10 protein-coding genes are annotated in these 12,975 nt (G+C 72.7%); 3 read left to right on the forward strand and 7 right to left on the reverse strand.

What is annotated here, in order from left to right; all coding sequences use genetic code 11:
* The first annotated feature begins 212 nt into the window (after positions 1-212).
* Positions 213-542, forward strand: a complete 330-nt coding sequence (locus tag DDW44_RS21135; RefSeq protein ID WP_026165124.1) for a hypothetical protein — start codon at positions 213-215, stop codon at positions 540-542.
* Between the two features lie 61 nt (positions 543-603).
* Here DDW44_RS21135 and DDW44_RS21140 read toward each other — a convergent pair whose 3' ends face one another.
* The 7 genes from DDW44_RS21140 to mce all read right to left on the reverse strand — a co-directional run bounded on the left by DDW44_RS21140 (position 604) and on the right by mce (position 10,343).
* Positions 604-1,434, reverse strand: a complete 831-nt coding sequence (locus DDW44_RS21140) for an ABC transporter permease (protein ID WP_108907376.1) — start codon at positions 1,432-1,434, stop codon at positions 604-606.
* Complete coding sequence (locus DDW44_RS21145) at positions 1,431-2,639, reverse strand: ABC transporter ATP-binding protein (RefSeq protein WP_108907377.1); 1,209 nt, start codon at positions 2,637-2,639, stop codon at positions 1,431-1,433. Before DDW44_RS21145 ends, DDW44_RS21140 begins: the two co-directional genes overlap by 4 nt.
* A gap of 165 nt (positions 2,640-2,804) precedes the next feature.
* On the reverse strand, positions 2,805-3,584 hold the full coding sequence (locus DDW44_RS21150; RefSeq protein WP_017946864.1) for an ABC transporter permease: 780 nt from the start codon (positions 3,582-3,584) through the stop codon (positions 2,805-2,807).
* Between the two features lie 4 nt (positions 3,585-3,588).
* The gene (locus DDW44_RS21155; protein WP_017946863.1) at positions 3,589-4,539 is read right to left on the reverse strand and encodes an ABC transporter ATP-binding protein; all 951 of its coding nucleotides are present in this window, start codon (positions 4,537-4,539) and stop codon (positions 3,589-3,591) included.
* Between the two features lie 192 nt (positions 4,540-4,731).
* Positions 4,732-5,670: a coiled-coil domain-containing protein gene (locus DDW44_RS21160; RefSeq protein ID WP_108907378.1), complete on the reverse strand. Its 939-nt coding sequence runs from the start codon at positions 5,668-5,670 to the stop codon at positions 4,732-4,734.
* 115 nt (positions 5,671-5,785) lie between these two features.
* On the reverse strand, positions 5,786-9,736 hold the full coding sequence (gene scy, locus DDW44_RS21165; protein WP_108907379.1) for a polarized growth protein Scy: 3,951 nt from the start codon (positions 9,734-9,736) through the stop codon (positions 5,786-5,788).
* A gap of 166 nt (positions 9,737-9,902) precedes the next feature.
* Positions 9,903-10,343, reverse strand: a complete 441-nt coding sequence (gene mce / locus DDW44_RS21170) for a methylmalonyl-CoA epimerase (protein ID WP_017946860.1) — start codon at positions 10,341-10,343, stop codon at positions 9,903-9,905.
* A 148-nt stretch (positions 10,344-10,491) separates the two neighbouring features.
* Between mce and DDW44_RS21175 the strand changes: the two genes are divergently transcribed.
* Positions 10,492-11,694 carry an acetyl-CoA C-acetyltransferase gene (locus tag DDW44_RS21175; RefSeq protein ID WP_018891383.1) on the forward strand — a complete coding sequence of 401 codons (1,203 nt, stop codon included), beginning with the start codon at positions 10,492-10,494 and terminating at the stop codon, positions 11,692-11,694.
* Between the two features lie 26 nt (positions 11,695-11,720).
* Positions 11,721-12,677, forward strand: coding sequence for a methylmalonyl Co-A mutase-associated GTPase MeaB (gene meaB / locus DDW44_RS21180; RefSeq protein ID WP_018891382.1), 957 nt, complete (start codon positions 11,721-11,723; stop codon positions 12,675-12,677).
* Positions 12,678-12,975 lie beyond the last annotated feature (298 nt).

Here is a 12,975-nt window from a genome sequence, read left to right on the forward strand (position 1 = left end):
CCTGATGCCTCCTTGCGGCCGACGCGGCATTCCCCCCACACAGGCAACAACGTCTGACACGTGCCAAAGGCACGGCCGCGAGTGAAGTTGTTGCGATTTTCCGGTAACCGGGCCCGGCGGGTGGTGTGGTCGGCGCCGTACGGGGCGTCTACCCGCCGCCCGGGACCGTAGGCTTGGGAGTGAACTGTCCGCATCTGCTCCCGAGGTGTCACGTGTCCCCGCGCAGAAACCGCCCCCGCGGAGGGGAGAAGCAGACCGACCGCGCCGGTGACATGGCCGACCGCTACGGCGGGGTGGAGCGGTCCGAGAGCTGGCAGGGCGAGGAGTGGCGGGTCCGGCACGTCGCGGGGGCGAGCGCCGCGGGCAAGCGCTACCGCTGCCCGGGCTGCGACCAGGAGATCCCGTCCGGCACCCCGCACGTAGTGGCCTGGCCCGACTACGGCGGGGTGGACGACCGGCGTCACTGGCACAGGGCCTGCTGGAACGCGAAGGACCGCCGCACCTCCCGGGTGCAGCGGTCCCGCAACGCGCCTCGCTACTGAACGGCCCGGCCCGGCTGGCTGCCGAGGCGCGGTCCGGCCGCCGGAGCCCGGTCCGGCAGGGTCAGACGTCGCGCCGGTCGAGCGAGAGGTAGGCGGCGGCCATGGCCGCGCCCGCCACGCCCAGCATGATCCACAGCGGCTCCCAGCCGTTCGGGCCCTGGTCGGTGACGGGAGTGTCGTAGAGCACCCCCAGCTGGCTCGGGATGGAGTACTCGAGCAGGAACTCCTGCACCTGCCGCAGCGACTCCGTGTACATGAACAGTGCCAGCACCAGCGGCAGCAGGACCACACCGATCATGACGGTGATCGCGCCCGCGGAGTGCCGGATCAGCGCGCCGACGGCGAGCGAGAGCAGTCCGAGCAGGCCGACGAAGAGCCCGACGCCTACCGTCGCCCGGAACCAGTCCTCACCGGTGCTGACGCCCCCGTCCACGATCGCCGTCTGCAGGGCGCCGACGATCGCGGCGGTCACCGTCGTGATCACGAAGACCAGCAGGAAGAAGACCGTCGCCTTCGCCGTCAGCACCCGGGCGCGGCTGGGGCAGGCGGTCAGGGTGGTGCGGATCATGCCGGTTCCGTACTCGGAGGCGATGGTCATCACACCCAGTGTGATGACGCAGATCGAGCCGAGCAGGACGCCGAAGAAGCCGAGGCTGAGCACGGATTCCTCGCCCACCTCGGGCTCCACCGAGGACACCGCCACGGCCGAGAGCACACCGATGCCGAACATCAGCACGATCATCACGCCGAGCGTCCATACGGTGGAACGCACCGAACGGATCTTGGTCCACTCGGAGGCGAGCGCGTCGCCGAGGTGCGCCGCCCGGACCGGGATCGGGGAGTCGTAGGCGCCCTGCGGGTACGCGTCCTGCTGCTGGTACGGGGTCGTCATCGGGCGTCCTCGGTGCTGCTCTTGGTCAGGTCTGCGGGGGCGGCGGCCGGGGCCGGCGGGGCGGCGTCGGCCGGGGGCGCCGCCGGAGGTGCCGCCGGAGCGGCGGCCGGTGGAGTGGTCGCGTACGGGTTGTGGCCGGGCGCCACGGTGGCGGGCGGAGCGGCCGTGTACGGGTTGTGGCCGGGCGGCGGCGGGGCGTACCAGCCCTGCTGCGGCACCTCGGGGACCAGTAGCGCGGACGGGTCGTACTCCGTCGGCGGCGGCTGCATCAGACCGGCCTTCCGGTCCTCCGTGGAGCGGTAGTCCACGGCCGCCTGGGTCATCCGCATGTAGGCCTCCTCCAGCGAGGCCTGGTGCGGCGAGAGCTCCCACAGCCGGACGTCGGCGTCGTGCGCCAGGTCGCTGATGGCGGGCAGCGCGAGGCCGGTCACCCGCAGCGCCCCGTCCGGCTCCGGCATGACCTGGCCGCCGGCCTCGGTGAGGACGACGCTCAGCTTCTCCCGCTGCTGCGGCTCGGTCTGCGGCGTCCGTACCCGGGCGAAGCCGGCCGAGTTGTGCGCGATGAAGTCCTTCACGCTCATGTCCGCGAGCAGCTGGCCCCGTCCGATGACGATCAGGTGATCGGCGGTGAGGGCCATTTCGCTCATCAGGTGCGAGGAGACGAACACGGTACGGCCCTCGGAGGCCAGCTGCTTCATCAGATTGCGCACCCAGAGGATGCCCTCCGGGTCGAGACCGTTCACCGGCTCGTCGAACAGCAGCACCTGAGGGTCGCCCAGCAGGGCCGCGGCGATGCCGAGCCGCTGCCCCATACCCAGCGAGAAGCCCTTGGAGCGCCGCTTGGCGACGTCCTGGAGGCCCACCACCCCGAGCACCTCGTCGACCCGGCGGGCCGGGATGCCGGACAGCTGGGCGAGCGAGAGCAGATGGCTGCGGGCGCTCCGTCCGCCGTGCACCGCCTTGGCGTCCAGCAGCGCCCCGACCTGACGTGGTGCGTTGGGCAGCTTCCGGAACGGGTGGCCGCCGATCGTGACATGGCCGGAAGTCGGCTGGTCGAGGCCGAGGATCATGCGCATCGTCGTCGACTTGCCCGAGCCGTTAGGCCCGAGGAAGCCGGTGACGGCACCGGGCCGCACCTGGAAGGAAAGGTTGTACACGGCCGTCTTGGCGCCGTAGCGCTTCGTCAGGCCGACTGCCTCGATCATTGCTCCAGCCCCATCGACAGGTCAGGTCGTCGGGGCACGGCCGCACACGGCCGCAGCCCCCCGTAAGAGTTAGGAGGATATCCGGGGGCTGACGGTTCCGGCCAAGGCGGACGGCCGCTCCGGTTCGGGCGGGATACGGGTCAGGCGTCCCGCTCGGGATACGGGTCAGGCGTCCCGCTTCTTGAGGACCACGAAGCCGCCGAGCAGCGCGGCCGCCACCCAGAGCAGCATGATGCCGAGGCCGCCCCACGGCCCGTACGGGACCTCCTCGCTGTTCATCGCCTGCGGCACGACCTGCATGATCTTCGAGCCGGCCTGGTCCGGGAAGTAGCGGGCCACGTCCTTGGCGTACGGGACGGCGGCCAGGATCTGGGACACCAGGAAGAAGAACGGCATCAGGATGCCGAGCGAGAGCATCGAACTGCGCAGCATCGCCGCGACGCCCATGGAGAACAGCGCGATGAGCCCCATGTAGAGCCCGCCGCCGATCACCGCGCGCAGCACGTTCTCCTCGCCGATCGAGGTGGCGCGCTCGCCGAGCAGGGCCTGGCCGAGGAAGAAGCTGAGGAAGCTGGTCGCCGTCCCCACCACCAGCGCCAGCAGCCCGGCCACCATGATCTTGCTGAACAGGAAGGTGGCGCGCTGCGGGACGGCGGCGAGCGAGGTGCGGATCATGCCGGAGCTGTACTCCGTGCCGACCACGAGCACGCCGAAGACGACCATCGCGAGCTGGCCCAGCACCATGCCGGAGAAGCTGACCAGCGTCGGGTCGAAGGTGGCCTGCTCGGCCGGCGGCAGGTCGTCGAAGGTCGAGGCGAGCAGCGCGCAGATCAGCGCGCCGACGGCGACCGTCACCACGAAGGCGCTGACGAGGGTCCAGGTGGTGGAGGCGACCGTGCGGATCTTGGTCCACTCGGACTGCAGAACGGCGGGTACCGAGGCCATTGGGTCAGGCTCCCTTGTCGCGCGGGGCCCACTGGGGGCCGTGACCGGAGGCGGAGTGCGCGTGGTACTCCACGGCGTTCGCCGTCATCTGCATGAACGCCTCCTCCAGCGAGGCGCGCTGGGAGCTCAGTTCGTGCAGCACGATGCGGTGTTCGGCGGCCAGCTCCCCCACCTGCTCGGTGGTGGCGCCGTCGATCTCCAGCGTGCCGTTGCCGGCCTCGACGGGAGTGAGGCCCGATTCGTGGAGCACGTCCCGCAGCCGTTCCTGCTGCGGCGAGCGCAGCCGTACATAACTGCGCGAGTTCTGGTGGATGAAATCCGCCATCGACGTGTCGGCGAGCAGCCGCCCCTGTCCGATGACGATCAAGTGATCGGCGGTGAGGGCCATTTCGCTCATCAGATGGGAGGAGACGAAGATCGTTCTCCCTTCGGCCGCGAGCTGTTTCATCAGATTGCGGATCCAGTGAATTCCCTCCGGATCCAGCCCGTTGACCGGCTCGTCGAACATCAGGATCTCCGGGTCGCCGAGCAGCGCGGAGGCGATGCCGAGCCGCTGCCCCATGCCGAGGGAGAAGCCCTTGGTCTTCTTCTTCGCCACCGCGGTGAGGCCGACCGTGTCGAGGACCTCGGCCACCCGGCTCGCCGGGATCCGGTTCGCCTGGGCCAGGCAGAGCAGGTTGTTGTACGCGGTTCGCCCGCCGTGCATCGCCTTGGCGTCGAGCAGCGCGCCGATGTACTTCAGCGGTTCCTGCAGGTCCCGGTAGTGCTTGCCGTCGATCCGGACCGTCCCGCTGGTGGGGTTGTCCAGATCCAGCATCATCCGCATCGTGGTCGACTTGCCCGCGCCGTTCGGCCCGAGGAATCCGGTGACGACGCCCGGCCGCACCGTGAAGGAGAGACGGTCGACCGCGACCTTGGAGCCGAAACGCTTGGTGAGACCCTCGAGCTCGATCATGCGTTCACGCTACGGGGGCATACGGGGGAAACGCCACCCGATAGGGCGGACGGACGGCCACATTTCACCATCCGGACAACGACCCGGGCCAGGGGAGCGGCGCATGGGCGTGCGGAGGCCCGAAGGCGTGTGCGCCCGGTGCCGTCGAAGGCACCGGGCGCACACGGGGCGCACTGCCGTGCGCCCACGGCGTCAGCGGGACTGCTGGGCCGGGACGCCGCGGGACACCGGCTCGTCGTCGGCCGACACCCCCGTCGCCGCGACCGCCGCGCCGGTCAGCGTGGCCAGCATCTCGCGGACGTTGGTCAGCTGGGCGTTGATGGAGTCGCGACGGTTGGTCAGCGCCGCCAGCTCGCGCTCCGATTCGCTGCGGATGCGGTCCGCCTTCGCGTTCGCGTCGGCCACGATGTCCTCGGCCTGGCGCTGCGCGGTCTCGACGGTCTGCCGGGCGCGGCGCTCCGCGTCCGTGCGCAGCTTCTCGGCCTCCAGCCGCAGCTGCTCGGCGCGGTGCTCGATCTCCGCGAGACGCTTCTCCGCCTTCGCCTGACGCGACGCCAGGTCGCGCTCGGACTGGTCCCGGCGCTTCGCCAGGTTCGTCTCGAAGTCCGCGGCGGCCTGGGCGGCCTTGGCCCGGGTCTCCTCGAAGAGGGCGTCCGCCTCCTCGCGCTTGGACTGCGCGTCCTTCTGCGCCTCGGCGCGCAGCGAGTTCGCCTCGCCCTGCGCCTTCTCGACGATCCGGACGCCCTCGTCCTCGGCCTTCTGCTTGCGCTCCGAGGCGAACGCCTCGGCGTCGTTGCGGACCTGCTGGGCGGCGCCCTCGGCGAGCTCGCGGTGCTGCTCGGCCGCGCGCCGGGCCTCCTCGCGCAGGTCCTTCGCCTCCTCCTCGGCGAGGCGGAGGATCTTCTCGACCCGTGCACCGAGCCCCGCGTAGGACGGCTCCGCGTCGTTGACCTGGGCCTGGGCGTTCTGCGTCTCGAGATGGAGCTCCTCGATGCGCTTCTCCAGCGAGGTGATACGCGCGAGAGCACTGTCACGGTCGGCGACGAGCTTGGTGATGCGGTCATCCACCTGACCGCGGTCGTACCCGCGCCGCACGAGCTCGAAGCCGAAGGGGGAGGAAGTGTCGCTCATGGGGATCCTGTCGAATGAGACCGGCTGAGGTGTTAGAGGGAATCCTAGGCGCCCAAGCGGCGTGTCATCGAGCAGATGCCCGTTTGATATGGAGAATGTCCAGCCTTTCGGGTGGCTAGCTCTCGGAGGTCTTGCCACTCGAACGGGTACTCCCTGCCGAGGCCCCCGCCTTGACGCCGCCGTCCTTGCCGCCCGGCGCCTCGAACGACTCCAGCGCCTCCAGCACGTCCTGCACCCGGGAGATCTCCGCCTGGATGTCCTCGCGCCGGCGCACCAGCACCTCCAGCTCCCGCTTCCCCTCCGCGATCATGCGCTCGGCCTCGCGCTCCGCGTCGGCCTTGACCTTCTCGGCCTCCCGGACCAGCTCGGCCTTCTTCTGCTCGGCCTCCTTGAGCAGTGCCTCCGCCTTCCGCACCGCGGCGATCCGCACCTTGCCGGCCTCCGAATTGGCCTCCGACACCAGCTCCTTGGCCTTCGCCCCGGCCTCGGCCTGCTGCTCCTCAGCGGCCTTCACCAGCTGGTCGCAGCGCTCGCCCGCGGCCTTCATCTGCTCGGCGGACTCCCGGCGGGCCCGCTCGTGCAGCTCCTCGACGTCGCTCTCCACGCGCCGGCGGAGCTCCTCCGCGCGCTCCCGGATGGCCGTCGCGTCGCCCCGCGCCCCCACCAGCAGCTCGTCGGCGTCCGTACGGGCCTTCTCCACCAGCGAGTTGCCCTCGACGGTCGCCTCGGCGACCAGCCGGTCGGCCTCCTTGCGGGCCGCGCCGACCATCGTGTCCGCCTGCGACTCGGCCTCCGTCGTCGCCCGCAGCGCCTCCTCCTGCGCCTTGGCCATCAACCGGTCGACCTGCTCCGCCGCGTCCGCACGGCGCTTCGCCACGTCCTTCCGGGCGGTGTCGAGCAGCCGGTCGGCCTCCTCACGCGCCTCCGAGCGCATCCGCTCGGCGGCCCGCTCCGCGTCCCCGCGGAGCCGCTCCGCCTCGGCCCTGACCCGGTCCGCCCGCTGCTGCGCGGTGCCCACGGTGTCGGCCGCCTCGGCGCGCAGCCGTTCGGCTTCCGCCCCGGCCTCGGCGATGAGCTGGTCGGCCTGCTCGGCCGCGTCGGCACGGCGCTTGTCCGCCGCCTTCCTGGCCTCGTCCAGGATCCTCCCGCCGTCCGAGCGGGCGGCCGCGCGCAGTTCCTCGGCCTGGCGCTCGCCGTCCTCCTTGACCTGCTCGGCCTCGGCGCGCAGCCGCTCCGCGTCCCGCTCGGCGAGCGACAGCAGTTCGGACGCCTCGGTCGTGACCCGGTCGGACTCCCCGGTGGCCTCGGCCACCAGCTGGTCGGCCTGGGCGGCGGCCTCGGAACGCATCCGGTTGGCGTCCTCGCGGGCCTCGGCCCGGGTCCGTGCCGCGTCCTGCTCGGCGGAGGCCACGGCGTCGGCCGCCTCCGTGCGCATCCGCTGGGCGTACTCCGAGGTCTCGGTGCGCAGCCGGTCCGACTCGGTGATCGCCTCGTTGACGGTCCGCTCGGCGAGCGACCTGGCGGCCTCCGCCTCCTCGTCGGCGCGCGCCCGGACGCGGTTGGCGTCCTCGGTGGCACGCTCCCGCTCCGCGTAGGCGTCGGCGCGGACCCGGTCCGCCTCCTCCTGGGCCTCCGTCCTGGTGCGCTCCGCCGCGTGCTCGGCGGCGCTGCGCAGCCCGGCGATCTCCTGCTCGGCCTGCTCCTGCAGACCGGACACGGAGTCCCGTACCTGCTGGGCGGTCTGCTCGGCGGCCGACACCATCTCGGTGGCGCGCCGGTCCGCCTCCTCCACCAGCCGTTGCGCCTCGGTCTGGGCGTCCTCGACCCGCCTGCGGGCGGCGGCGAGCAGCTCCTCGCTCTGCTCGCGGGCCAGTTCCCGCTCCTGGTCGGCCTCCGACCGGGCCGCGCCCAGGGTCTCCTCGGCCTCCCGGCGGCGCCGGTTCGCCTCCTCCTGGGCGGCGGCGAGCGCCTCGGTGGCCTCCTGGCCGACCCGCTCGGCCGCCGCGGCGGCCTCGCCGCGGACCCGGTCGGCGGTCTCCTGCGCCTCGGTCCGCAGCCGCTCGGCCTCCGTGGCGGCCTCGGTGCGCAGCCGCACGGCGACGGCCTCGCCCTCGGCGCGGGAGGCCGAGGCATCGGAGGCGGCCTCGGTCCGCAGCCGCTCGGCCTCCTGCTCGGCCTGCTCCATCAGCGTACGGGCGCGCTCGGCCGTCTCGGTGCGCAGCCGCTCGGCCTCCTCCGCGGCCTCCCGGCGAATCCGCTCCGCCTCCGCGCGCGCCCCGGTCAGCGCCTCCTCGGCCGACGCCAGCCGGGCCTCCGCCTCCGAGTGCAGACGGGCCAGCTCGTCCGCGGCCTCGGCCTGGCGGGCGGCGACGGCGCGTTCGGTCTCCTCGCGGAGCCCGGCCGCGGCCCGCTCGGCCGCGGCCTTCATCTCGTCGGCCTGCTCCTCGGCCTCGGCGCGCAGCCGGTCCGCCTCGGTACGGGTGCGTTCCAGCGTCTCCTCGGCCTGCCGGCGCAGCGTCGTGGCCCGCTCGATGGCCTCGGTGCGGACGCGCTCGCTGTCCGTGGTGGCCTTGGACCGCACGTCGTCGGCATCGGCCTTCGCCTTCGTCAGCAGGTCCTCGGCGGTCTTCGCCGCCTCCTCGATCTGCTGGACGGCCTCCCGGCGCGCCTCGCTGCGGATCCGCTCGCCCTCGGCGACGGCCTCGGAACGCAGCTGCTCGGCCTCGCCGCGCAGCCGCCGGGCCTCCTCCTGCAGTTCGACGGTCTTGGCGCGGTACTCCTTGGTGTCGTCCTTCGCCGCGCCCTTGAGCTCCTCGGCCGTGTCATGGGCCTCGGCGCGCAGCCGGTCCGCCTCCGCCTCGGCCTCGCGGCGGATCCGCTCGGCCTCCTCGGCGGCCTTGCGGGTGGTGTCCTTGGCGTCCTCGGACGCCTTGTTCAGGACCTCCTCCGCGGTCCGGGCGGCCTTGGCGAGCTGGGCGGCGGAGTCCTCGGCGGCCACCGTGCGGGCCTTCTCCGACGCCTCCGCGACCAGCTTCTCCGCCTCGGCCCTGGCGTCGGCCAGCGCCTGCTCGGCCTCGCTCTTGAGGTTCTCGGCGTCCTTGGTGGCCTCGGCGACGAGCCGGGCGATCTCGGACTTGGCGGTGCGGGCCCGCTGCTCGTTCGCCGACTCGGCGTTCGCGAGCAGTTTGGCCGCGGCCTCCTTGGCCTCGGCGACGGCCTTGTCGGCCTCCGTACGGGCCTCGCGGAGCCGGTCCTCGGCCTCCTGCATCCGCTGCTCGGCGCTCCGGCTGAGCTCGGCGGCCTGCTGGCGGGCCTGGTCGGACTCGGCGGTCGTGGTGGAGCGGAGCTGCTCGGCGTGGCTGGTGGCCTCCTGGGCCTGGGTGGAGGCGGCGTTCAGCAATCGCTCGGCGTCCCTGCGGGCGCGCAGGAGGACCGCCTCGGCCTCGGCGCGCGCGGTCTCCGCCTCGGAGCTGAGCCGCTGCCGGGCCTCCTCGGCGACCCGGGCGGCCTCGGCGCGGGCGGCGGCGAGTCCCTGCTCGGCCTCCGCGCGCGACTCGTCCAGCAGCCGGCGGGCCTGGGACTCGCTGCGGGCGCGGAGCTGCTCCGCCCACGCCACGTTCTCGTTGACGTGCGCCTCGACGGTCTGCCGGCGCTCCGCCAGCTCCTGGTCGAGGCGCTGGCGGCGCTGGTTCGCCTCGGCGTGCAACTCGGCCTGCAGACGGGCCTGGTGCTCGGCGTGCTCCTGGAGGATGCGCTGGGTCTGGGCCCGGACCTCGCGCAGCTCCCGCTCGGCGTCCGAGCGCAACTGCTCGGCCTGGATCTGGGCGTTCCGCAGCAGCTGCTCGGCCTGGTAGCCGATGTCGGCGCTGTCGTAGGCGGGACGGGACGCGATGGTGCGCCGCGCCTCGTGGAGCTTGGCGCGCAACACCTCGACCTGGTATCCGAGGTCCTCGGCGTGCTGGACGGCCTTCTCCCGCTCGGTCTTCAGCCGGTCCATCTCGGCTTCGAACCGCGAGAGGTGGTCGTCGTCAGCTCGGTGGCTCTCCTGGCGTTCGTAGCCCCGCACTGCGCGGTCCCATCCGTCCCCTGGTCGCAACTCTCTACAGACGAGCGCCGTTCGCCTGAACGGCCCCCCGGGGGAATGGTGTCAGATCAGTAACGAGGACGCGGCGCGGCCCCGGCCCGGCCCCGGCCCGGAGCGGCCCACTCTACCGGGCCGGGAATCCCGGCGGTCAGTGCTCCGCTGATGAGGGGGCGGCGGAAGTGACCAGTTCGGTGAGGACTCCGTGGCAGTCCTTGGGGTGCAGGAACGTGATCCTGGAGCCCATCGAACCGATGCGCGGCTCGTCGTAGAGGACCCGTACGCCCTTGCCCCGGATGTCGTCGGCGGCACCGTCCACGTCCGCCGTGCCGAAGGCGATGTGGTGGACCCCCTCGCCGTTCTTGGCCAGCCACTTCCCGACCGCGGAGTCCTCGCGGGTGGGCTCCAGCAGCTGGAGGTAGGAGGCCCCGCCGTCCGAGGTCTCGTTGATCTTGAGCATGGCCTCCCGGACGCCCTGCTCCTCGTTGACCTCGGTGTGGAAGACCTCGAAGCCGTAGGTGGCCCGGTAGAACTCGACGGTCCTGTCGAGGTCGAAACAGGCGATCCCGATGTGGTCGATTCGCGTCAGCATGCCTCCAGTGCAGCGCCCCCGGTGGTGGTTACGCAACGTGCGCGCGATCACACACGCAGCCCGGTGACCCGAACGCGGACCGCTCAGTACAGTTCGAGTAAACCCTCGTTCACTCCTCAGCCGCCGTGCTGGAAGGGGATCGCCTCTCATGACCGGAACGAACAGCACCACATCCGTCATCGTCGCCGGGGCCCGCACCCCCATGGGACGGCTGCTCGGCTCTCTGAAGTCCTTCTCCGGCGCCGACCTGGGCGGCTTCGCCATCAAGGCCGCACTGGACCGGGCCGGCATCGGCGGCGACCAGGTGCAGTACGTGATCATGGGCCAGGTGCTGCAGGCCGGCGCCGGGCAGATCCCGGCCCGTCAGGCCGCCGTCAAGGCCGGCATTCCGATGAGCGTTCCGGCGCTCACGGTCAACAAGGTGTGCCTGTCCGGGCTCGACGCGATCGCCCTCGCCGACCAGCTGATCCGTGCGGGTGAATTCGACATCGTCGTCGCCGGCGGCCAGGAGTCCATGACCAACGCGCCGCACCTGCTGCCGAAGTCCCGCGAGGGCTTCAAGTACGGCGCGATCGGGATGCTCGACGCCATGGCGCACGACGGTCTCACCGACGCGTTCGAGGGCATCGCCATGGGCGAGTCCACCGAGAAGCACAACACCCGCCTCGGCATCGCCCGTCCCGAGCAGGACGAGATCGCCGCGCTGTCCCACCAGCGCGCCGCCGCCGCGCAGAAGAACGGCCTGTTCGAGGCCGAGATCACGCCCGTCGAGATCCCGCAGCGCAAGGGCGAGCCGGTCGTCTTCAGCAAGGACGAGGGCATCCGCGCCGAGACCACCGTCGAGTCGCTGGGCAAGCTGCGCCCCGCGTTCGCCAAGGAGGGCACGATCACGGCCGGCACCTCCTCGCAGATCTCCGACGGCGCCGCCGCCGTGGTCGTGATGAGCAAGGCCAAGGCCGAGGAGCTCGGTCTGGACTGGATCGCGGAGATCGGCGCCCACGGAAACGTCGCGGGCCCGGACAACTCGCTGCAGTCCCAGCCGTCCAACGCGATCGCGCACGCCCTGAGGAAGGACGGCCTGGAGGTCTCCGACCTCGACCTCATCGAGATCAACGAGGCGTTCGCCGCGGTCGCCGTGCAGTCGATGAAGGACCTCGGGGTGTCCCCGGAAAAGGTGAACGTCAACGGCGGCGCGATCGCCCTGGGCCACCCGATCGGGATGTCCGGCGCCCGCATCGTGCTGCACCTGGCGCTGGAGCTGAAGCGGCGCGGCGGCGGGATCGGCGCGGCGGCGCTGTGCGGCGGCGGCGGCCAGGGCGACGCGCTGATCGTGCGCGTGCCGGCGAAGTAAGCCTCTCGGAGATCGGAGCACGCACGATGGTGGACGTCCCCCAGCTGGTCGCCCAGGCGAGGGAGGGCAGGCCGCGGGCCGTGGCCCGGCTGATCTCACTCGTCGAGGGGGCGTCCCCGCAGCTCCGCGAGGTCATGGCGGAGCTCGCGCCGCTGACCGGGGGCGCGTACGTGGTGGGCCTGACCGGTTCGCCGGGCGTCGGCAAGTCCACGTCCACCTCGGCGCTGGTGACGGCGTACCGGAAGGCCGGCAAGCGGGTCGGGGTGCTCGCCGTCGACCCGTCGTCCCCGTTCAGCGGCGGTGCGCTGCTCGGGGACCGGGTGCGGATGTCCGAGCACGCCTCCGACCCGGGGGTCTACATCCGTTCGATGGCCACCCGCGGCCACCTCGGCGGTCTCGCCTGGGCCGCGCCGCAGGCGATCCGGGTCCTCGACGCGGCCGGCTGCGACGTGGTGCTCGTGGAGACGGTCGGGGTCGGCCAGTCGGAGGTGGAGATCGCCTCCCAGGCCGACACGTCCGTGGTGCTGCTGGCGCCCGGGATGGGCGACGGCATCCAGGCCGCGAAGGCGGGGATCCTGGAGATCGGCGACGTGTACGTGGTCAACAAGGCGGACCGCGACGGCGCCGACGCGACCGCCCGCGAGCTCAACCACATGCTCGGCCTCGGCGAGTCCCGGGGGCCGGGCGACTGGCGTCCGCCGATCGTGAAGACGGTGGCCGCGCGGGCGCAGGGCGTCGACGAGGTCGTCGAGGCCCTGGAGAAGCACCGCGCCTGGATGGAGGAGCACGGTGTCCTCGCCGAACGCCGCGCCCGGCGCGCCGCGCACGAGGTGGAGACCATCGCCGTCACCGCCCTCCGCGAACGCATCGGCGACCTCCGCGGCGACCGCCGCCTGGGCGCCCTCGCGGAGCGGATCGTCGCGGGCGAACTGGACCCCTACGCGGCGGCCGACGAACTGGTGGCGGGCCTGACCGGCGACTGAGCCCCGCCCGGCGCCTCGGTGCCGGGCGCGCCCGCCTCAGAGGCGCCGGGCGGGCCCGGTCACGGCGGCGGGCCACGAAGACGGGGCACGAAGACGGCCCACGGCGGCGGCACGGGGACGCGCCCCGTCCCGGCCGGCGGCCCGGCGCCGCGACGCCCCGGCCGGATCGAACCCGGACCAGCCCGGATCGACCCCTACCGATCCGTACCGATCCGTACCGATCCGGCCCGGCCCGTACCGGCCCCTACCGGCCGGTCCTCCCGGTACGGCCCCCGGACGGCGGGCGGCGCGTGTCCGC

It is taken from the genome of Streptomyces tirandamycinicus (assembly GCF_003097515.1).
In the GTDB taxonomy this organism is placed as follows: Bacteria; Actinomycetota; Actinomycetes; order Streptomycetales; family Streptomycetaceae; genus Streptomyces; species Streptomyces tirandamycinicus.